This is a genomic window from Nocardia sp. NBC_01499 (assembly GCF_045040275.1).
Taxonomy (GTDB): domain Bacteria; phylum Actinomycetota; class Actinomycetes; order Mycobacteriales; family Mycobacteriaceae; genus Nocardia.
The window spans coordinates 7230085-7251720 of sequence record NZ_CP109426.1 but is presented as its reverse complement, the minus strand read 5'-3'; the positions used below and the strand labels follow the sequence as shown (position 1 = coordinate 7251720).

Annotated in this window: 18 protein-coding genes; 10 read left to right on the top strand and 8 right to left on the bottom strand. The window is 69.2% G+C overall.

The annotated features are described in order from the left end of the window. Positions 1 to 32 precede the first annotated feature (32 nt). The 3 genes from OG203_RS33235 to rfbD form a co-directional block, all read right to left on the bottom strand. Positions 33 to 1112, bottom strand: coding sequence for a sugar phosphate nucleotidyltransferase (locus OG203_RS33235; protein ID WP_405161177.1), 1080 nt, complete (start codon positions 1110 to 1112; stop codon positions 33 to 35). Positions 1113 to 1304: 192 nt separating this feature from the next. After that, positions 1305 to 2243: a glycosyltransferase family 2 protein gene (locus OG203_RS33230; RefSeq protein WP_405161176.1), complete on the bottom strand. Its 939-nt coding sequence runs from the start codon at positions 2241 to 2243 to the stop codon at positions 1305 to 1307. Positions 2244 to 2254: 11 nt separating this feature from the next. Next, the gene (rfbD, locus tag OG203_RS33225) at positions 2255 to 3124 is read right to left on the bottom strand and encodes a dTDP-4-dehydrorhamnose reductase (protein WP_405161175.1); all 870 of its coding nucleotides are present in this window, start codon (positions 3122 to 3124) and stop codon (positions 2255 to 2257) included. A 296-nt stretch (positions 3125 to 3420) separates the two neighbouring features. Between rfbD and OG203_RS33220 the strand changes: the two genes are divergently transcribed. The 3 genes from OG203_RS33220 to OG203_RS33210 all read left to right on the top strand — a co-directional run bounded on the left by OG203_RS33220 (position 3421) and on the right by OG203_RS33210 (position 7076). Then, positions 3421 to 4845: an LCP family protein gene (locus tag OG203_RS33220; protein WP_405168083.1), complete on the top strand. Its 1425-nt coding sequence runs from the start codon at positions 3421 to 3423 to the stop codon at positions 4843 to 4845. Between the two features lie 3 nt (positions 4846 to 4848). Beyond that, positions 4849 to 5571, top strand: coding sequence for a TIGR03089 family protein (locus OG203_RS33215; protein ID WP_405161174.1), 723 nt, complete (start codon positions 4849 to 4851; stop codon positions 5569 to 5571). 194 nt (positions 5572 to 5765) lie between these two features. Next, positions 5766 to 7076 (top strand): cytochrome P450, encoded by a 1311-nt coding sequence (locus tag OG203_RS33210; RefSeq protein WP_405168082.1) that lies wholly within the window; start codon positions 5766 to 5768, stop codon positions 7074 to 7076. Here OG203_RS33210 and OG203_RS33205 read toward each other — a convergent pair. Next, positions 7069 to 8667, bottom strand: coding sequence for a carboxylesterase/lipase family protein (locus tag OG203_RS33205; RefSeq protein WP_405161173.1), 1599 nt, complete (start codon positions 8665 to 8667; stop codon positions 7069 to 7071). The genes OG203_RS33210 and OG203_RS33205 overlap by 8 nt on opposite strands. Positions 8668 to 8820: 153 nt before the next feature. Between OG203_RS33205 and OG203_RS33200 the strand changes: the two genes are divergently transcribed. Continuing rightward, positions 8821 to 9045, top strand: coding sequence for a zinc ribbon domain-containing protein (locus tag OG203_RS33200; protein WP_405161172.1), 225 nt, complete (start codon positions 8821 to 8823; stop codon positions 9043 to 9045). Positions 9046 to 9084: 39 nt separating this feature from the next. On the opposite strand, the gene OG203_RS33195 is transcribed toward OG203_RS33200, so the two are convergent. From OG203_RS33195 to OG203_RS33180, 4 genes are read right to left on the bottom strand one after another with little or no spacing between them, the layout of a single operon-like run. After that, positions 9085 to 9360: a SelT/SelW/SelH family protein gene (locus OG203_RS33195; protein WP_405161171.1), complete on the bottom strand. Its 276-nt coding sequence runs from the start codon at positions 9358 to 9360 to the stop codon at positions 9085 to 9087. A 15-nt stretch (positions 9361 to 9375) separates the two neighbouring features. Further along, entirely contained in the window at positions 9376 to 9765 is a 390-nt protein-coding gene (locus tag OG203_RS33190; RefSeq protein ID WP_405161170.1) for a YchJ family protein, read from the bottom strand. Positions 9766 to 9820: 55 nt separating this feature from the next. Beyond that, entirely contained in the window at positions 9821 to 10276 is a 456-nt protein-coding gene (locus OG203_RS33185; protein WP_405161169.1) for a hypothetical protein, read from the bottom strand. A gap of 49 nt (positions 10277 to 10325) precedes the next feature. After that, on the bottom strand, positions 10326 to 12743 hold the full coding sequence (locus OG203_RS33180) for an AAA family ATPase (protein ID WP_405161168.1): 2418 nt from the start codon (positions 12741 to 12743) through the stop codon (positions 10326 to 10328). A gap of 423 nt (positions 12744 to 13166) precedes the next feature. Here OG203_RS33180 and OG203_RS33175 point away from each other — a divergent pair, with 423 nt between their 5' ends. The 6 genes from OG203_RS33175 to OG203_RS33150 all read left to right on the top strand — a co-directional run bounded on the left by OG203_RS33175 (position 13167) and on the right by OG203_RS33150 (position 21632). Then, positions 13167 to 16040, top strand: coding sequence for an SWIM zinc finger family protein (locus OG203_RS33175; protein ID WP_405161167.1), 2874 nt, complete (start codon positions 13167 to 13169; stop codon positions 16038 to 16040). Then, positions 16037 to 17137 carry an AAA family ATPase gene (locus OG203_RS33170; RefSeq protein WP_405161166.1) on the top strand — a complete coding sequence of 367 codons (1101 nt, stop codon included), beginning with the start codon at positions 16037 to 16039 and terminating at the stop codon, positions 17135 to 17137. Before OG203_RS33175 ends, OG203_RS33170 begins: the two co-directional genes overlap by 4 nt. Before the next feature lie 39 nt (positions 17138 to 17176). Next, a complete protein-coding gene (locus tag OG203_RS33165; protein ID WP_405161165.1) occupies positions 17177 to 19609 on the top strand; it encodes a DUF5682 family protein in 2433 nt (810 codons plus the stop codon). Between the two features lie 121 nt (positions 19610 to 19730). Then, a complete protein-coding gene (locus OG203_RS33160; RefSeq protein WP_405161164.1) occupies positions 19731 to 20891 on the top strand; it encodes a VWA domain-containing protein in 1161 nt (386 codons plus the stop codon). Between the two features lie 76 nt (positions 20892 to 20967). After that, positions 20968 to 21207: an AbrB/MazE/SpoVT family DNA-binding domain-containing protein gene (locus tag OG203_RS33155; RefSeq protein WP_405161163.1), complete on the top strand. Its 240-nt coding sequence runs from the start codon at positions 20968 to 20970 to the stop codon at positions 21205 to 21207. Further along, on the top strand, positions 21204 to 21632 hold the full coding sequence (locus OG203_RS33150; protein WP_405161162.1) for a PIN domain-containing protein: 429 nt from the start codon (positions 21204 to 21206) through the stop codon (positions 21630 to 21632). The genes OG203_RS33155 and OG203_RS33150 overlap by 4 nt, the downstream gene beginning before the upstream one ends. The last annotated feature ends 4 nt before the right edge of the window (positions 21633 to 21636 follow it).

Genomic DNA, 21636 nt, shown 5'->3' with positions numbered 1-21636 from the left:
CTCGAAAGAGGGCCTGCGCGAAGATCTTCCGATCAGACGTCGGTGGAGAAGCGAATTCCGCCGTCGGGGATCTCGACGCCGGGCCAGACTCGCGCGCCGCGTAGTAGTTCGCAGCGGGCACCGACCTGCGCGCCGTCACCGATGACGCCGTCGCGCACGAGGGCGCGGGGGCCGATGCGGGCGCCGAAACCGATGATGGAGCGTTCGACCGTGGCACCCGCCTCGATGATGGCGCCGTCGAAGATGACCGCGCCGTCGAGGCGAGCCCCCGCGCCGACCTCGGCACCGCGACCGACGACCGTGCCGCCGATGAGGAGCGCGCCGGGCGCGACACCCGCGCCGGGGTGGACCAGAGATTCGCCGCGCTGGCCAGGCAACGCGGGCGAAGGCGCGATACCGCGAACCAAGTCGGCGGAGCCGCGCACGAAGTCCTCTGGAGTGCCCATATCGCGCCAGTACGAGGTGTCGACGTGGCCTTGGACGCGAGCACCCTCGGCAAGCAGCTGCGGGAACACCTCGCGCTCCACCGAGACCGGACGTCCTGCCGGGATCTTCTCGATGTACTCGCGGCGGAAGACATAGCAGCCCGCGTTGATCTGATCGGTCGGCGGATCCTGGGTCTTCTCCAGGAACGCGGTGACCCGCCCGTTCTCGTCGGTGGGCACGCAACCGAAGGCACGCGGATCGCTCACCCGGACCAGGTGCAACGTCACGTCGGCATTGGTCGACTCGTGCGTGTCGAGCACCGCGCCGAGTTCGGTGCCGCCGAGCACGTCACCGTTGAACACCATCACGGTGTCGGCGCGCAGCTTGGGCAGCACATTGCGGATGCCGCCGCCGGTGCCGAGCGGCTCGGTCTCGGTGACGTACTCCAGCTCGAGACCGAGCTCGGAACCGTCGCCGAAGTGCTCCTCGAACACCTCCGCCTTGAACGAGGTGCCAAGCACGACGTGCGTGATCCCGGCCTCGGCGATGCGGGCGAGCAGATGCGTGAGGAACGGCAGCCCGGCCGTCGGCAGCATCGGCTTTGGTGCCGAAAGGGTGAGCGGGCGCAGTCGTGTGCCCTGCCCGCCCACCAGGATCACGGCGTCGGTGCCTGCATTTCCGGCCATTCAAGGTCCCCTGTTCACAGTGGATCGATTGTTGCTCGCGCGCCGATCGACGCACGGCTCGCGCCAGTTCACTCCGGGCCGCGCCCGTATCCGTGCGGGCCCGTCGCCCATTGTCGCCCAGCCGCGTGGTTACTGGCCCGCTTCTCGGGCTTGTTGACCTGCACCCTGCGCTTGTTGACTTGCGCCCTGCGCCTATTTACCCGTGTCCTGCGCCTGTTGACTCGCGTCCTGCGCCTGTTGACGCAGCGCCGATCGAACCGCAATCCGGGAGCGCACCGCAAGTCCGGCCCGCAACGCGAGCCGCAACGGCAGCTGCCACCAGTGCGGATGCCGGTCGGCCTGGAATCGGTACGCGCTCGCGTGGTGGGCGGGCAGCATCACCTCGGGGTGCCGCCCCGCGGCGTGCCCCTTCGCGTGGGTGACCTCGGCGGACGGCACGAACACGTTGTGCCAGCCCGCCTTGCCCATCCGGTCGCCGAAGTCGACGTCCTCCATGTACATGAAGTAGCGCGAGTCGAAGCCGTCGATCGAGTCGAAGGCCGCGCGCCGCACCAGCAGGCACGAGCCGGACAGCCAGCCGACGACGCGCTCGGAGATCTGCTCGTTCTCCTGGCGGTAGCGGCGGGTCCACGGGTTCGTCTTCCACACCGTGCCGAGGATCGCGTGACCGGCGCCGTCGAGCAGGCCGGGCACTTGGCGGGCCGAGGGGTAGACGCTGCCGTCCGGTTCCAGCACCAGCGGGCCGAGCGCACCGGCGCGCGGCCAGCGCTGCGCGGCTTCGAGCAGCTTGTCGATGGAATCGGTGCCCCAGCGGATGTCCGGGTTGGCGATCACTACGAACTCGATGTCCGGATCGATCTCCGCGACGGCCCGGTTGATCGCGCCGCCGTAGCCGATATTGCCGCCGGTGCGCAGCAGCCGCACGTGCGAGTTGGCCTCGGCGATCAGCTCGGGCACCCCGTCGGTCGACCCGTTGTCGGCGAGAATCACCTGCGGTTTCTCGGTGGTGGCGTCAGCCAGCGTGGTGATGAAGTGCTCGAGGTGCTCGCCCGGTGAATAGGTCACCGTGACGACGGCCAGGCCTTGATGGACGGAATCCGAGCCTATGGTTCGCTCGCTGCGCTCACTCACGAGCGCACAGCCTAGTCGGACAACCGCGAGAGCGCGTCTTCCAGTGCCACCCGCCACGGACGCAACGGAGTCAACCCGGCGTCATCCCAGGCACGGTGCGACAACACCGAATATGCCGGGCGCCGTGCGGGTCTCGGAAATGCGGACGAATCACACGGCCGGACCCGCGCCGGATCGGCGCCGACCCCCTCGAATACCGCCCGCGCGAGGTCGAACCAGGTGGCCTCCCCGGCATTGGTGGCATGCAGCACGCGCGGGGCATCCGGACGACCCGCGAGTTCCAGCAGACCGGCCGCGAGATCCGCGGCATAGGTGGGCGCCCCGAGCTGATCGTCAACCACGTTGACGGTGTCGCGTTCACGTTCCAGCCGCACCATGGTGGCGACGAAATCGCTTCCGCGCCCGGCATATACCCACGCGGTCCGCACTACATGCGCATCCGGCGCGAGCTTCAGCACCGCCTGCTCGCCAGCGAGTTTGGACTGCCCGTAGACACTGACCGGGCCGGTCGGATCGATGGTCTCGTACGGGCGGTCATGCACGCCCGCGAACACATAGTCGGTGGACAGTTGAATCAGCCTGGCACCGACGCGTGCACAGGCTGCGGCAAGCACGGCGGGCCCTGTCTCGTTGCCCGCGAAAGCCGCCGCTACCTCGGACTCGGCCCGGTCGACCGCGGTGAAGGCGGCGCAGTTGATCACCACATCCCCCGGTTCGATAGCCGCAGCGACCGCGGCCGCGTCGGTGATATCGAGGTCGCGGCGGCCGAGGGCATGCGCATCGGGTGCGCGGCGGAGCAGTTCCTGCCCGAGCTGCCCACCCGCTCCGGTCACCACGAGGCGCGCGGGCCGGACGGTGCCGGACGATGTCGAAGCTGTCACACGGTCGAGTCTGGCACGCCGCCACACCTGCGGATTGCGGGTGGCCGCGCCGCCATTCGTTAGCCTTCAGTCAGTTGCCCTCGGGCGGCACCCGCCGCGAACAAGGGTTTGCCGAATGGGTGCGGGGGGATACGGAAAGGTGGGGTGGTCGCGCAGACCGTGCTGTCGAATGAGGCCCCGAGCGTGTCGAAAGGATATCGAGTTGTCGAGAGGACACAAAGTAGCTGCGGCGCAGGAGGTCCCGGGTGACCCGACCGCGCAGCGCTGAATCGCTGCTGTTACCCGCGGGTGGTCCGCTGCGTGCCTTCGCCGCGGTCATCGCCGTTGTGGTGCTCGTCATCACCGGCTTCGCCTGGCACAGCGTCGACAGCCTGATCTCCAATATCGAACGCATCGGCGGCCTCGGTCTCGGCGGCGGCCGCGACGGCGCCGTCGACATCCTGCTCGTCGGCGTCGACAGCCGCACCGACGCGCACGGCAACCCGCTCTCGGACCGGGAACGCGCGCTGCTGCACGCGGGCGACGAGGTCGGCACCAACACCGACACCATCGTGCTGGTCCGGGTGCCGAACGACGGCCGGTCCGCGACCGCGATCTCCATCCCCCGCGACTCCTACGTCGACATTCCCGACCTGGGCAAGGGCAAAATCAACTCGGCCTACGGCGCGACCAAGGAGACACAGCGGCTGAAGCTGATGAAACAGGGTGTCTCCGAGGCCGACGCGGACAAGCAGTCCACCCTGGCGGGCCGCCAGGCGCTGATCAAGTCCGTCGCCAATCTGACCGGCATCAGCGTCGATCACTACGCCGAGGTGAGCCTGCTCGGCTTCGTACTGCTCACCGACGCGGTCGGCGGGGTCGACGTGTGCCTGAACGCTCCGGTCGATGAATGGATGTCCGGCGCCGACTTTCCGGCCGGACGCCAGCGCCTCGACGGCCCGGCCGCCTTGAGCTTCGTGCGCCAGCGCCATGATCTGCCGCGCGGTGATCTCGATCGCATCGTGCGCCAGCAGGTGTTCATGGCGCAGCTGGTCGGGCAGGTGCTCAACGCCAAGACCCTCAGCAATCCCGGGAAGATGAAACAGCTCAGCGACGCGGTCGGGCGCACGGTCGTGCTCGACGACGACTGGGATGTGCTCGCGTTTCTGCAACAGCTGCAGGACCTTTCGGGCGGGCAGGTGAAATTCGAGACCATTCCGGTCACCGATCTGAATTACATGACGACCAGCGGCGAATCCGTGGTGAAGGTCGACCCCAAGGCGGTGAAGTCCTATGTCGGCTCGCTGGTCGACGGGAAGGCCGCCGACTCGGACGATCCCGCGGTGGATCCGGCGACGGTGGCCGTCAGCGTGTACAACGCCAGCGGTGTCGGCGGCCTGGCCGGTCAGGTCGCGCAGGCGTTGAGCGGTAAGGGTTTCCGCGAGGGTCTGGTCGGCAACTACACCGGCCCCAGCGTCACCAGCAGCCGGGTGCTCGCCGCGAACACCTCCGACGCCAAAGCCAAGGCCGTGGCCAAGGCACTCGGTGGGCTGCCGGTGCTGGCGGATACGACGCTGTCGCCGGATTCGGTGAGCGTGGTGTTGGCGAGCGACTATTCTGGTCCGGGCTCGGCAGCCGGGGGCATGTTCGACTTCTCCGGAACGTCGAGCGCCACCGCGACGCCAGTCCCGCCAGCCCCACCGATCGACGCAGGCCAGAACGGACCGAAATGCGTGAACTAGACCATGCGTGAATTCGACAAGGCGCTCACCCTCACCGAGAAGGTGCTCGATCCGATTCTCGCGCGCGAACCAGCGGGTCCGCGTATCACCTACTACGACGACGCCACCGGCGCCAGGATCGAGCTGTCCGGGCTGACCCTGGCGAACTGGGCGGCCAAGACCGCCAACCTGATTCGCGACGAGTTCGGCCTCAGCCCCGGCGCCAGGATCGCGGTGCTGCTGCCCGCGCACTGGCAAACGGCCGCCGTGCTGCTCGGCTGCTGGTGGGCGGGCACCGAGGTGGTGCTTCGCCCCGACGAGCACGCCGAGCTGGCCCTGGTGACACCCGACCGTATCGACGACGTCGACAACATCCCCGAGGTCGCGGCGCTTTCCTTGGACGCGATGGGCGCACCGGTGCGTGACCTGCCGGTCGGCGTGACCGACTTCGCGACCTCCGTTCGGGTGCACGGTGACCAGTTCCTGCCTGGCGGCGCCGGTGCCGCGCTGGACGGCATGCCGGTCGCGGAGGTGCTCGCCGAAGCGAAGAAATCGGCCATCCGCCAAGGGTTTTCCGAGGGCGACCGGGTGCTGTCGAGCACCCCGTGGGACACCCCCGCCGAACTCATCGACGGCTTCATCGCGGTCCTCGCCGCAGGCGCCTCGCTGGTCCAGGTGGTCAACCCCGATCCAGCCCTGCGCGAGCGCCGCATCGAAACCGAACGCGTCACCGCCCAACGCGCTTAACCGCCAGCGGAACTGCTCGAATCGAACCGCGAGGACGGCTCGGGGCAGTAGCTTGGTGGTAGGGGTGAGTTGATCGCGAACCTTGGTGGGCTGCTCCTACCACGGTATAGCAGGAAGTCCGACTAGAGGACGTTCCACACCCTGGCCGGGTTCCGTACGGTGGAGATATCGCACAACGACGGAGTTGGTGAATGATGAAGCCGCAGTATTGGTTCCGCTGGTTGTCCGTTCAAGGCGCGCCCCGGCTCGTGCTGCGCTTACAAGCTCGGCGCGGTGATCCGTTCGCCGAGCTGATGGGCGGGCCAACCGGGTTCGCCGATCCGTATCCGCTCATCGAGCAACTACGCGGCCAGGGCAGGCTGATCCGCACCCCCATCTCCTGGGCGTCCGTCGATCACGAGGTGTGCCGGTCCATCCTGCGCGACAATCGATTCGGCGTGCGCACCACCGAAAGCTTCGACGTCCCCGGCCCGATCCAGAAGCTGGCCAAGTACTTCCCGCTGCCGGCGAACCCGGTGGAACCGCCGTCGATGCTGGTGATCGACCCGCCCGAGCACACCAAGATGCGCAAGCCGGTCGCCTCCGCGTTCACCCCACGCGCCATCGGCAGGCTGCGCGAGCGCGTCGAGACGGTCACCGAGGAACTCCTGGACGCGCTGCCGTCCGGCGGCTCCGCCGACCTGGTCACCGCCTTCGCCGCCCAGGTCCCGATCGCGATCATCTCCGAGATGCTCGGCTTCCCCGACGAGGACAAGGAACGGTTCCTGCACTGGGGCGACCGGATGACCCCGCTGCTCGACGTCGGCATCTCCTGGCGCGCGCACCGGCAGGCGCTGCAGGCCATGGAGGTGATGAACGACTACCTGGACGAGCACATCGCGCGACTGCGCCGCACCCCGGGCGACGATATCCTCAGCACCCTGGCCACCGCGGGCGAGCTGGATATGTTCGCGCTCAAGGCATCAGCGAGCCTGCTGATGGGCGCGGGCTTCGAGACCACCGTCAACCTGATCGGCAACGGCGTTGTCCAGTTGGTCAACCACCCGGAGCAGCTCGAGCGGCTGCGCACCGAGCCCGAGCTGTGGCCGAACGCCGTCGAAGAGGTGCTTCGCTTCGACTCGCCGGTCCAGACGACGGCGCGAACCGCGTTGTGCGACGTGGAAATCGACGGCGTGCGGCTACGCGCCGGCGACACCGTCGTGTTGTCGCTGGCCGGTGCCAACCGCGATCCCGCGGTGTTCGCCGAGCCGAACCGCTTCGACATCGGCCGCTCGAATGCCAAGGAGCACTTGTCGTTCAGCAACGGCATCCACGTCTGCCTCGGCGCCAGCCTGGCCAGAATGGAAGGCGTCTACGCACTGCAGGCCCTGTTCGACCGCTTCCCCGACCTGCAACTGGACGGTCCGCCGCGGCGGCGAAAGTTGTTCACGCTGCACGGATATGAGCAGCTGCCGGTCCGCCTCGGCCGCCGCGCTCCCGCGCCCGAACCGACAACCGTCAGCTGAAGCCGACGGCCTGCTCACCCCAGGCGGTGTGCAGGTCGGCGTCGGGATCGTCGACTACCCGGTCGACGGTATCGATGACCAACGTGGTGCGCGTGTCCGGGCGGTACGGCGGCCAGTGCTTCGAGCCGTCGAGCGCGGCGGGTACCCCGTGCGTGGCAAAGGCCAACCAGCGCCGCATCATTCGGCCCGACACCTCCATGGCGACCTTGCGACCGCCGAGCCAGAACGTCGGATCATGGTTGAACGAGCCGAAATTGCCGAATACATAAGGCAGTTCGGTGGCATGCCCCGCGCCGACCCTGGCCGCGCGCAGCATCGGCGTCGCATGGTCGAAGCGATACATCCAGGTCGGCGAGTGCTGTGCGTGCGCGTCGGCCACCCAGTGCGCAGGCATCCGGAACGCGGCATCACCGGACATCGCCAGCGCGCCGCGCGTCTTGTCCAAATCCGGGTACGCGGAGGTGATTTCGGCGATGCGCTCGTGCGACAGCTCCGGGTGGCTGGCCGCCACATCGCTGAGCATCGCGTTCACCGCGTCCGGGGTCACCGGCATGATCGGCGAGCGGAACACCCGGAACAGCGACGCCTCGTCCTTGTTGGTGCCGATCATCAACGGCACCCGATGCGAGCGCCCGTGCTGGAACCGATCCATCGGATAGGTCGGCAGCAGATCGCCGTCGACCACCGGCGCCGCCGCAAGCCTGCCCGGCTCCTTCAACGGGACCTCGTCCAGCAGGATGCCCGCGACCTCGACGATCTTCTCGATCGGCCAGTCGAGCAGTTCGATGGCCCGATGCGCTGGCAGCTCGAGTAGCTCGAGGAATCGCCGGGCCACAGCCGCCGCTCGCTCCTGGCCGAACACCGTGGTCGCGGGCGGACTCTCCGCGATGGCCTTGTGGAACAGCCCGGCCGCGCGCGGCGAGGTCAGCAGCGCGGTGACGCACCCGGCGCCCGAGGATTCGCCGAACAACGTGACATTGCCAGGGTCGCCGCCGAACGCGGCGATATTGTCGCGCACCCATTCCAGCGCGGCGATCTGGTCGTGCAGCCCGAGATTCGGGGTGAACGGCCCCGGCAGCGAGGACAGATCGAGGAAGCCGAGCGCACCGAGCCGGTAGTTCACCGTGACGATCACGACGTCACCGGTTTCGGCCAGCTTGCGCCCGTCGTAGATGCCCTGCGCCGCGGTGCCGAGGCAGTAGGCGCCGCCGTGCAACCAGACAAGCACCGGGCGCGGTTCGCCGGTGTCGAAGGCGTGCGCCACGTCGCCGAGGTCGCGCCGGGGTGACCAGACGTTCAGCCAGAGGCAGTCTTCGCCCATCCGCAGGTCGGAGTCGACCGGGACCATGTTGCCCATGGTCTGCGGCGCGATATCGCCGAAGGTGGCGCAGTCGCGGGTCCCGTCCCATTCGGGCGCGGGCAGCGGCGGAAGGAATCGGTTGGCTCCGCTCGGCGCCGCCGCGTAGGGGATGCTGCGCCACACGGCCACCGGACCGTCCCAGCGGCCGCGTACGTCGCCCGAGGTAGTGGTGGCGATCGGCTCGGCGCCGCCCACTTCCCAGCCCGTTTCCGTCTCCAACTGAGCACTCATGGTTCGCACCTCCTGCAAGGGACCCCCTCGGTGTGCTGCCGGTTTGCTCCAGCGGGCCCCGCACCTCGTGATCTCTTCTTCGAGAGTACGTCCATGCTGAGGACCTGGGAACGCGACGCACCATTATGCGACAACCGGCGGTACGCTTGACCGATGCCGAGTTACAGCTATCGGTGCCGCGGTTGCGGGGACACGTTCGAGATGAACCGCCCGATGGCGGAGTCGTCGGATCCGGCGTCCTGCCCGAGCGGCCACACCGACACGGTCAAGCTGCTGACCACGTTTGCCACGGTCAGCCGGGGTGGCACCGCACCAGCACCGAGCCAGGCCGCGCGTCCGACCGGTGGCGGCTGCTGCGGCGGGGGCTGTTGCAGCTGAAGCTCGGCCTTCGGCGACCGAGTTGCGCGGCCGCCCGGTTCAGTCGCGGCGATCGGCGTGGCCGAGATCACGGTCCGGCGCGACCCGATCACGCACCCGTTGTTTCAGCACCGCGATATCGGGAAAACCGCCGTCGGCCTTGCGTTCCCACACCTGCTCGTCGTCGACGGTGATCCGGAAAACGCCGCCCGTTCCCGGAATCAGCGCCACCTCACCGAGTTCGGTGGCGAAGGTGCTCAACAGTTCCTGCGCCATCCAGCTCGCGCGCAGCAGCCAGCGGCACTGGGTGCAGTACTCGATCGCGACACGGCACATAGTGGGTGAGGTTACTCAGGCTTCGATTTCACCGTCGAGGTAGACCCACGCACCGTCGGCGCGCAGGAACCTGCTGACCTCGTGCACCGATCCGCGAGAACCGGCCGCGCGATAGTGCGCGACGAACTCGACCAAGCCGGTCTCGTCGAACAACCCGCCGTCCGCGGTGCGCAGTATTTCCAGGAACAACCACCGCTGGCCGGGATCGAGCTCCAACTCGGCGGGCCTGGTCCTCGGATGCCACGATCGGCGTAGATAGTCGGTGTCGCCGACCGCGAAAGCGCTGTAGCGCGAACGCATCAACGCCTCGGCGGTCGCCGCCGCACGCTTCCCATTCAGCACCGGCCCGCAGCAGTCATCGAAGGCCTCGCCCCGGCCACACGGACACATCCGGGTCCCACTCATCCCCCGATTCTCGCGCGCCGCCCGCGGTGTGGGTCAGGCCGGGTAGGCGTAGCGCTCAGCGGGGCTCGACGGCGGACAGTGCCTTGGCGATCGCGACGGTCTGTTCGCGCCAGCGGCGCAGGTCGGTGACGCTGGGCGCGAGTTCGTAGTCGTGGTGGTGGGCGGCCCTGGACAGCGCGGCCCACAGGGCGGCGACCTGGGCCGCGGCCTCGGGTCCGGCGAAGGTGCGCAGTGCGATCAGCTGTGCCCGCATCGGGCAGCGCATCAGCGGGGGCGCCAGTCGCGCCCACAGCTCATCTACGGACTGCTCCAACGCGATTCGCAGAATCCACGCGGTGGCACGCGACCACAGTCCGCCCGCATCGGTGACCGAACCCGCCAGCAACCGATCAACGGTGTCGAGTCGCTCGGCCACCGACGGCCGCGGCCGCCTCGGGCCTTTCGCCGGTCCGCGCTTGGTCCCGGGTCCGGCACCGGCCGGTCCGCGACGCGGTCCGCGCTGGCCGCTCATGACGCCGCCTCGGTGTTCGGTTCCGTCAGGTGCGGCGCGCCACGCTCGCTCACCGCGCGAGCCATGCGACGAATCGTTCGGTCTCTGTGATCAATTCGCGCATGCTGCGGCCGATCGGCACGTGCGCGCCTGCGGTGGCGTCGCGGAGCGCCTCGACCACCCACTTCCCTTCGCGCGCAACAAGATGCTTGTTGAGATCGTCGACCTTGCCGCCGACCCCCATCACCGCGAGGGCGACCTTCGCCCTGGTCGATTGGGCGCCATCGATGTGCCGCTCCACCTCACGGTGGTTCATGCCGTTCGCGAGCAAGGTGCGTCTGGCGCGGCCGAGACTCGCGGCTTCCACCGCGGAACGGCAACAGGTGGCGACGAGTTCGTCGGCGATGGCCTGCGGCAACTGCGGGGTGCGCACGAGTGCGCGTGCATCATCGAGATAGCGGCGGACCGGGTCGCTGGACACTCTGACCTCGACCACCGATCGGTCGCGGCGCTGCACCTCGAGCACGGTGGCGTCGAGTTGCATCCGGCGCACCGCCTCGGCGAGGCGCTCGTCATGGGTGAAGACGACCACCTGCCGCGTCCACGCGACCGCCGCGAGCACCCTGGCCAGTCCGTCCACCTTCGCCGGGTCCATCGCCTGCACCGGGTCGTCGATCATGACGAAGCGGAACGGGCTCTCCTCCACCGTTGCCCTCGGCAGGAACAGCGACAGACCGAGCGCGTGCAGCTCACCCTGGCTCATCACGCCGAGCGCGGCGCCGTCTACATCGTCGACAGTGACGTCGAGGAGCACCCGGCGGGCCGTTCCGGCGTTGCCCTGCAAGGTGATCGAGCCGAGTTCCACGTTGCTCTGCTGGCGCAGTGTCTGCCAGACCCAGCGCGCCGTGGTCTCCAGCGGAGTCATGCGTTCGCCGCGCAGGCCGGCGGTGGCGGACTTGAGCCAGTCCTCGGCCTTCTTCACGGTGCGCAGTTCGGCCGCATGCGCGGCGACCTCGCGCGCGCCCTCCAGCCAGCTGACGATGCGCGGGACCAGCGGGGTCCACACCTCGTCGAGGCGGTCGAGTTCCTTGCGGGTGCCCTGCTGCACCAGATCGAGTTCGTCGACCAGCCGCGCGTGCGCGCCGCGCAGCCGGTCCGGCAGGTCGGCGGTGTAGTCGGCGGAGGTGAGCGCGGCCCAGTCGGCCCAGGCGCGGCGGACGGCGGAGGTGTCCACCGAGGGCGGGTTGCGCGAGTCGAAATCCAGTTCCGGCGGAATGAGATCCGGTAGGGACCGTGCCGCGCGCAGTGCCTGGCCGAGTTCGGTGCGTGCGGTGGTGAGCGCGTCGACCCGCGCGGCGAGGGTGTTGATCGAGGCGTCCGCCTCGCGGGCCCACGCGTCGTCGAGATCGCCGCGACCGCAGACCGGGCACGGGCAGGTGCCGCTTGCCGCGTGGTGCTCGCGTGCCCGGCGCAACAGCCCGAGCACGCGCAGGTCCGCCTCGGCGTCGGCGGTGGTGCCGAGGGTCAGCGCGGTGCCGCATTCCGCGAGTCTGGTGGCCACCTCGGCCACCTCCGCCGCGGTCGGCAGGGTGAGCCGCACGATCGCGCGCAGACCCGCAGGGCCGTCCGGATCGTCGAAGGTGCCGATCACCTCGCGCCCGACCGCGGCGAGGTCCGGTTGGGCGGGGCGGAGCAGGCCGTTCACCCGCACGGCGCGGTCGTCGGCCACCGTCTCGAGCGCGTCGAGCAGTTCGAGGCGTTCCTGGCGCGAATCGCGAACGGCGCGTTCCAGTTCCAGGCGGCGCATCCGAATTCGCTCCTGCGCCAAGGTCAATTCGTCGAGGCCGAGCAGTTGGTGCAGCGCGTCGAACAGGTCGCTCGGTTTGCCGTCGACCAGCGCGCCGAGTTCGCTGTAGGACAGGAACGGGCGGTACAGCTCCAGCCTGCCCGCCCAGCGGTCCATGTCGAATTCCGTTGGCGCGGTGGGCGGATGCTGTTCGGTCCAGGTCGCGTCGGGCAGGTCGGCGTCGGCGGACCATTCCTTGGCGATGGTCAGCTGCGGCTTGTTTCCGGTGGTGAGCAGCTCGACCTCGATGCGGGCCGTGCCGCCGTCGTGCAGGTTGCGCCAGCCCTCACGCCAGGCTGCGGATCGACCGTCCCAGCGGCGATTTCCGCCGGTGAAGACCAGCTCGGCGGCCTCGGCGAAGCTGGATTTGCCGCTGCCGTTGCGGCCGACGACCAGGGTCAGGCCGGGGCCGGGCGGCAGTTGTAGCTCGGCTTCCTGGCCGATGCCGCGGAAGCCGCGGACTCGGATGGCGCGCAGGAAGATCCCGCCGTCGTCGAATTCGGTTGCCTGATCATCGGTCTCGTTACTGCCGAGGGCACGGAGCACGGTTCGCGCGACCGAGGGTGTCACCGAGGGGTCCGCGGCGAGCCGACGGGTCACCACCTCGGTTAATCGTGGTACCGGATCGGCTTCGGGACGCATCTGGTTGGGACCCCCTCCACCACCGAGCCGCTACACGTCCTCCGATCCCGTGCGCGGCGCCACTGTCGAAGCTGTGCGAAACGCTACCCGATCGCGTCGGATTCGCCCACCGGAGGTGAGACCTCCGGCCCTCGATGCGAATCTGCCCGCGGGGATGGATATGGCCATCGAAACGGCTGGGGCCGCGCCTCGATGTCCACCCCTCGCCAGCCCCGGCGGGCAGCTCGTCGGTGTATCACCCGATTTGGATGGTTCGGTCGAGCCGAACAGGACAGAATGCCAGAGAACACCCATGTGCGCAAGAGGTTTTCGGCATCGAAACCTGTGACGGCGCAGTAATTTCCGGGCGATACACACCGGCCGGGTCGGCACTTGTCGGTGGCCTGGGGTAGAAATCCGGTCAACCGAGGAACGGGGGAAGACATGACGCGCTGGAGCGAGGACCAGGTCACGGCGCTCGCGCCGGACGCGAGCTCGCTGTCGGCCGCGCGGAAACTCGCGAGCCGCTGGCGCGGTGCCGGGCGGCACGACACCGCGCTGTGGGGGTTGTGCCAGGGCAGCGGCGCCAAGCCGTATCAGACGATCATCGATCTGTCCGGGCCCGCCTACAAGTGTTCCTGTCCGAGCCGCAAGTTCCCGTGCAAGCACGCGCTGTCGCTGTTGCTCGAATGGGCGGCGGGCCGGGTCGAGGACGCGCCCGCGATCGCCGATTTCGCGGCCAGCTGGATCGACGGCCGGCTCGCGCGAGCCGCCAAGCCCGCGGCGGAGGCCGCAACCCGTACCGCGAATCCGGCGACCGCTGAGCAGCGGCGGGTGCGGGTCACCGCGGGGCTCGCCGAACTCGACGTCTGGCTCGGCGATCAGGTGCGCACCGGTCTCGCGCAGACCGATCGATCGTTCCGGGCGTTCGAGGCGATCGCCGCCAGGATGGTCGACGCGCAGGCCCCCGGCGTCGCCTCGGCGCTGCGTCAGCTGCCGACCGCCGTTGTCACCAGGGCTGATTGGCCGGAGCTCGTGCTGCGCGAGTACGCGCGGCTGCACCTGCTCATCGCCGCGCATCGGCGGCTCGACGAGCTGGCACCCGAGCTGGGCGCCAGCATTCGAACGCACGTCGGTTATCCGAATCCCGCCGAGGCGGTGCGCACCGAGCCCGCGGTGCGGGATCGGTGGATGGTGCTCGGCGTGCGGATCACCGAGGAGGAACGCCTCTACACCCGGCGAATGTGGTTGTACGGGCGCGAATCTCGGCGCTGGGCGCTGGTGGTCGACCATTCGTTCGGGTCGCCGGGCTTCCCCGCGGACGTGCCGACCCTCGGCTTGCTCGCCGAGGCTGACCTGCACTACTACCCCGGTGCCGCACCGCTGCGGGCGCTGTGGGGTGAACGTCACGGCGCGGCAGAGCCTTTCACGACGCTGCCGACCGATCAGGACCGGCCAGGCACGGTGGCCGCCGCGCTCGCCGACCATGCCGCGGCGCTCGGCGCCGATCCGTGGCTGCGCGGGTGGCCGGTGCTGCTCGTCGATGTCGTGCCGGTGTCCACCGAAAGTGGTTGGTACATCGCCGAATCCGATGGCACCGCACTGCCGGTGGCGTCGACGGAGCAGCCGTGGCGGCTACTCGGGGTGTCCGGCGGTCATCCGGTGACCATTGCCGCAGAATGGACCATCGAGGGACTGGTGCCGATCTCGGTGTTCAGTGCCGGTGAGGTGATCGATCTGGCCAGGCTCGATCCGGTCGGCCGGAGTGCGCCGACTACCAGGACGACACAACCATCGAACTCGGCGGACCTGACCTCCGTCGCGCTGCTCGGCACCGCACGCCGAGCACCGGATCTCGCCCGGCTCGCCGCGCCCGTGGCGGACGCGGCCGACCGACTTCCCGCCGATCCGGCGCTTCGCCTGCTCGAATCCGCCGCGCTACAAGACGTTTTCGCGCGCGGCGGGGTGCGCGCGACCACCGCGACCGCTCCCGAACCCGCCGAGGACGACACCCGACGACTGCTGCCACCTGCCGCTTCCGGCCGTCTCGCACGCATGCTGCGGGAGCGGTCTGCGTTCCTGCCCGAATGGTTCGCCGCGGCCACGCCGTACGACTACCGCGCGCCGGACGCGCTGTGCGGGCAGCTGCTCGACCAAGCGAAGAGCAATGCCGAGCTGCGCGAGCCGCTGCTGCGACTGGCGGGCACGCGTGGCCGGTGGCTGGCAGGCCAGCATCCGGAATGGCGAAACCTGGTGCGCCAGCAGCCCGCCGCGGCGCTGACGGAAGACGTCTGGCAGTTCGGGCAGCCGCCGGAACGCCGAGCGTGGCTGGCCGAACTACGCCGTCGGGATGCCGACGCGGCACGCGAAACGCTCGCCGTGGCGTGGCCGAAGGAATCCGGGCCGCTCAAGGCGGAGTTGCTCGCGCTACTCGCCGAAGGGATTTCGCGGGCCGACGAACCGTTGCTGGAAGCCGGGTTGGACGATCGGCGCTCCGATGTCCGGCGCACCGCCGCCGGTCTGCTGACGCTGCTGCCCGACTCGGCGCTCGGCCACCGCATGACGCGGCGGGCGAGCGACTGGCTCCGTGTCGAGCACCGGATGCTGCACGCCGAACTCGTTGTCGCCCTGCCCGATACGCTGGACCCGCCCGCACATCGCGACGGCATCACCGACCGCAGCGTCGAGTTCACCTATCGCTGGGGCGGCGCACCCGACGTCACCGCGGGCAGGCTCCGCCAGCTGGTCGCGGCGACGCCGCTCAGCCACTGGGCAACCACACTCGGCGCGCCCGACAAGGCGGTCAAGACCACCATCGACGACCGCTTCCGGCAGCCGGTTTTCGACGGCTGGGTGGATGCCGCACTGGCACAGCATGATTCGGAGTGGGCGCGGGCGCTGTTCGACGCGGGCGTGCCGACCGACGTCGCCATGCTGCGCCGACGCGAGCTGTTCGCGCTGCTGCCGTCAGCCGACCGCACCCGCCACCTGCTCGACCTGGACGGCTCTTGGCTCTCCGAGATCGAGGCGCTGCTGCCCGCGATGGGGCATCCGTGGCCGGAACCGCTGGCCCAGCACCTGATTCTGCTGCTGTTCGAACGTGCCCGCGCGGCGGCCCGGCGCCCGGAGGCACACGGCAATACCCCGAACGCACACCGCTCGCTACTCGCCGCGGCGTCGGTACACCTACCCGTTGTCGCCGCGGGCGCCGCCGCCACGGTCGCGCGCCGATGTGGCGATCCCACCTGGGAGCGAGCCTTCGATCAGCTCGCACACGACCTCAACCACCGCTCGATGATGCTCGAGGAGTTGCAGTGACCACTACCGACGTGACGCCCGACCTGCTGCGTCCGCACGCCGAACAGGCCTACGCCGAGGAGCTGAGCGCCCTCGTCGCCGCCGATGAGCGCCCACACCCGCCGTCCTGGCGGCTCTCACCGTGGGCGGTGGTGACCTACCTGCTCGGCGGCACCCTCGACGACGGCACCATGATCAGCCCGAAGTACGTCGGCCCGCGCAGGCTGATGGAGGTGGCGGTCGCGACGCTCGCCACCGACCGGGCACTGTTGCTGCTCGGCGTACCCGGCACCGCCAAAACCTGGGTGTCGGAACATCTTTCGGCCGCTATCTGCGGGGAATCGACGCTGCTCGTGCAGGGCACGTCGGGGACGGCGGAGGAGGCGATCCGCTACGGCTGGAACTACGCGCGGCTGCTCGCCGAAGGACCGAGCGAGGGCGCGTTGGTGCCGTCGCCGGTGATGACCGCGATGCGCGCCGGCTCGATCGCCAGGATCGAGGAACTCACCCGCATCCCGTCCGACGTGCAGGACGCGTTGATCACCGTGCTGTCCGAGAAGACGCTGCCCGTGCCGGAGCTCGGCATGGAGGTGCAGGCGACCAAGGGCTTCAATGTCATTGCCACCGCCAACGATCGCGACCGCGGCGTGAACGAGCTGTCCTCCGCGCTGCGCCGCCGGTTCAACACGGTGGTGCTGCCGCTGCCCGCCAGCGAGGACGAAGAGGTCGCGATCGTCAGCCGCCGCGTCGAACAGCTCGGCGCCTCGCTGGAACTGCCCAAAGTGCCCGCCGCGGCCGAGGAGGTGCGCCGGGTGGTGCGCGTGTTCCGCGAATTGCGCTCCGGCATCACCGCCGACGGCCGCACCAAGCTCAAATCGCCGTCGGGCACCCTCTCCACCGCCGAGGCCATCTCGGTGATCACCAACGGGATCGCCCTGTCCGTCCATTTCGGCGACGGCGTGCTGCGCGCCGCTGACATCGCGGGCGCCGTGCTCGGTTCCGTGATCAAGGACCCGGTCGCCGACGCGGTCGTGTGGACCGAATACCTGGAAGCTGTTGTCCGCGAACGCCCGGAGTGGTCCGACTTCTACCGGGCTTGCCGTGAGGTCTCCGGGTGAGCGACGAAGTCAGCAGGCAGACGAGCAGGGGGTGACACCATGACGCAGGCGCAGAACGGCTCGGCGACCGACAGTTCGACTGCCTCGATGTCCGGCGGCGCGCAGACTCGGGTGTTCGGCATCCGTCACCACGGTCCGGGTTCGGCGCGGTCGCTTCGGTTGGCGCTGGAGGCATTTCAGCCCGACACCATCCTGATCGAGGGGCCCGCGGATGCCGATCCGCTGGTCGGGTATGTCGCGGCCGACGGGATGGCGCCGCCGGTCGCGCTGCTCGCCTATGTGCCGGACGCACCGGCGAAGGCGGCGTTCTGGCCGTACGCGGTGTTCTCGCCGGAGTGGCAGGCGCTGCGGTATGCCGCCGAACACGGTGTGCCCGTTCGGTTCTGCGATCTGCCAGCGACCATGGTGCTCGCCGCCGAGGAGGAGCCGGGCGATCGGTTCGACCCGCTGACCGAGCTCGCCGCGGCGGGCGGTTACGACGACGCCGAGCGCTGGTGGGACGCGGTCGTCGAATCCGCCCCCGACGCCACCGCTTTCGACGCGATCACCGAGGCGATGGGTGCGCTGCGCGAATCCGCCGAACAGGACTCGACCGAGTTGGACCCAGCCGCACTGGACTTCCGCGATATCACGGTCGAACACGATGCCGCCGAACATGATTCAGAAGGGCCGACGGTCGACCTGCGGCCCGACGAGGATGTATCGGCGGGAGCCAACTCGGTCGCCGAGGCAACCTCCGACATCGCGCTGGAACCGATCCGGCTCGAACCCGTCCGCATCGACGCGCACACACTGCGGCGCGAGGCCTACATGCGGCAGACGATGCGCAAGGCGCTGAAGGACGGGGCGGTCCGCCTCGCGGTGGTGTGCGGCGCCTGGCACGCGCCCGCGCTCGCGGGCAAACTCGGGCCCGCCGCCGCGGATACCAGGCTGCTGAAGGGACTTCCGAAGACGAAGGCCACGCTGACCTGGGTGCCGTGGACCCATTCGCGGCTGTCCACGATCTCCGGATACGGCGCGGGGATCACCTCACCCGGCTGGTATCACCACCTGTTCACCGAGACCGAGCGGCCGATCGTGCGCTGGCTCACCAAGGTGGCCGGGGTGCTGCGGGCACACGATCTGCCGGTGTCGAGCGCGCACATCATCGAGGCCGTCCGCCTCGCCGACGCGCTCGCCGCCATGCGTGACCGCCCGCTGGCCGGGCTGTCCGAGGTCACCGAGGCCACCCGCGCGGTGATGTGCGCTGGCGACGAGACGATGCTGCGACTGGTCGTCAACGAACTCGTCATCGGCGAGGCGCTCGGCACCGTGCCCGAGGGCACGCCGACCGTCCCGCTCGATGCCGACCTGCGCGCCAGGATCCGCACGCTGCGGATGAAGCAGGAGGCGCTATCCCGGGTTCTCGATCTCGACCTGCGCAAGGAACGCGAGGTCGAGCGTTCCCGGCTGCTGCATCGACTGCGCGTGCTCGAAATACCCTGGGGCACTTTGACAACCAGCGAGGTACGCAGCACAGGCACCTTCCGGGAGACTTGGACGCTGGAATGGCGGCCGGAGTACGCCATCTCGATCATCGAGGCCTCCCGGTGGGGCACCACCATTCACACGGCCGCCGAGGCGAAGATCGTCGACACGGCCGGCCGCGAGGACAGCACCGTCGGCGACCTCTCCGCCGCACTGGAGGTCGCGCTGCTCGCCGACCTCGGCGGGGCCACCGACGGATTGATCACGCGGCTCGCCTCGGCCGCCGCGCTCGATCACGACATCACCCACCTGCTCGCCGCGCTGCCCGGCCTGATCAGGACGCTGCGCTACGGCGATGTCCGAGGCACCGACACCAAGGCTCTCGCGCACGTCGCCGACGGCCTGCTCGTTCGCGTCTGCGCGGGCCTACCCGGCGCCGTCACCGGCCTCGACACCGACGCGGCCACCGAATTGCGCAGCATGCTCGACGCGGCGCACACCGCCATCAACACCCGCGACGACGGCTGGGCCACCGGCGAATGGCTCGGTGCGCTCGGCAAGCTCGCCGACCGTGACGACGTGCACGGCGCCCTCGTCGGCCGCGCCGTCCGGCTGCTCTGCGACGCGGGCATCATCGACGAGATCGATTCCGCCCGTCGGCTTTCCGCAGCGCTTTCGGTCGGCAATACCGCCGCCGCGAAGGCCGCGTGGGTGGACGGCTTCCTCGGCGGCCGCGGGCTACTGCTGGTGCACGACCGAGAGTTGTTGCATCTCATCGACGATTGGCTGCGCGAACTGCGCGAAGACCAGTTCGTCGAGACGCTCCCCTTGTTGCGCAGGACATTCGGCGCGTTCGAGTCGGGTGAGCGCCGCGCGATCGGCCGAGCGGTGCGCGACGGCGGCGCGGCGGCCATCCGCGCCGGGGACGATGACGGAAGTCTCGACGTCGCACGCGGCAGCGTCGCGATGCGCTCCGCCGCAGAGATTCTGGGGGTCTTGGTATGAACGCGCCGCCACTGTTCGTGGAGCACGCCGGAGAACGTCTCGGCAGGTTGAAGCGAAGACTCCGATCCGGATCGCCGACGCGGTGCATCGACTCGACCGCCGCTCATACCAAGGAGACGCGATGAACGCTGTCGATGAAACACAGGCGCGGCGTTGGCGTTTGGTGCTCGGCACCGCCGCCGAAGAGGGACTCGGCGGGCTCGGCGCGGCCGACGACGTCGCGATGGACCGGGCGTTGTCGGCGCTGTACAACGATGACGAGCGAGCCTCCGGCAAGCGCTCGGGCGGGCTGGAGGGCTCGGCACCCCGGGTGGCGCGCTGGCTCGGCGACATTCGCAACTACTTCCCCTCGACCGTCGTCGAGGTGATGCAGCGCGACGCGGTGCAGCGGCTGAACCTGACCCAGTTGCTGCTGGAGCCGGAGTTGCTCGAGGCGGTGGAGCCCGACGTGCACCTGGTCGGCACCCTGCTGAGCCTGAACCGGGTGATGCCCGAAACCACCAAGGCCACCGCGCGTCTGGTGGTGCAGAAGGTGGTGCGCGAGATCGAACAGCGCATCGCCGCGCACACCGTCGCCGCCGTCTCCGGCGCGTTGAACCGGGCCGCGCGCGTCTCCCGCCCCCGGCTGCGCGATATCGACTGGGACCGCACCATCCGCAAGAACCTGGCCAACTACCTGCCCGAGCACCGCACCGTCGTGCCGGAACGGCTGGTCGGCTACGGCCGCAAAGCCCAAGCGGTACAACGCGATGTCGTGCTCGCCATCGACCAATCCGGCTCGATGGCCGCCAGCGTGGTCTACGCCTCCGTCTTCGGCGCGGTCCTCGCCTCCATGCGCTCACTGAAGACCTCCCTTGTCGTCTTCGACACCGAAATCGTCGACCTCACCGACAAACTCGACGACCCCGTCGACGTCCTCTTCGGCACCCAGCTCGGCGGCGGCACCGACATCAACCGCGCCATCGCCTACGCGCAAACCCTCATCACCCGCCCCACCGATTCCCTGTTCGTCCTCATCTCCGACCTCTACGAGGGCGGCGTCCGCGACGAAATGCTGCGCCGCGTCAACGCCATGAAGGAATCCGGCGTCCAGGTCGTCGTCCTACTAGCCCTCTCCGACGAAGGCGCCCCCGCCTTCGACCACGACAACGCCGCCGCCCTGGCCGCCCTCGGCATCCCCGCCTTCGCCTGCACCCCCGACAAGTTCCCCGCCCTACTCGCCGTAGCCCTCGACCGCGGCGACCTCCAAGCCTGGGCCAACGCCAACACGAGCCATAGCTGACACAACAAGACCTACACAGTTCATACTATAAAAATTAGATCTGTTGCATCTATTGGATCGAAGTTAGTATGAGTCCATGAGTGCAGCACATGCCAAGGTGACCGGAAACGGTCAGATCTCGCTCCCCGCGGATCTACGCCACCGATGGGGCGCTTCATCGGTACTGGTCATCGACCGCGGCGACTACGCGATCGTGCGGCCGATACCCGACGATCCGATCACCGCGTTGATGGGCGCCCACGCAGGTCCGGGGCCTGACAGCGAGGATGCCCGCGCAGCAGAACGCGCCGCCGAGCCAACGAGCAGGCCACGATGACCGTCCTCGATGCCTACGCGGTTATCGCATATTTTCGAGCCGAGCCATCGGCCCGCGAAGTCGCCGGCCTACTCGCCGAGCCGAGCGTTATGTCCACCGCGAATGCCGCAGAGGTGATGGACCAGCTGGCCCGCGTCTACGGCCGCCATCCAGACGACGTCGAGGCGGACATCGCCCTGCTCTCCACGATCGGCATGCGACTCGCTCCGGTGACCGCCCAATTAGGGCTGTTCGCTGGACGTTTGCGAACTCGGTACTACCATCGCGAGCGGATGGCCGTAAGTCTGGCGGATTGCGTCGCCGCAGCCACCGCACTGTCCGAGCAACTTCCCCTCGCGACGGCGGATCCCGCGCTTGCCGAAGTGGTGCGATTGGAAGGAGGCAAGGTCTATCCGCTTCCCGACAGCAAGGGCCGACTGCCCTGATCTA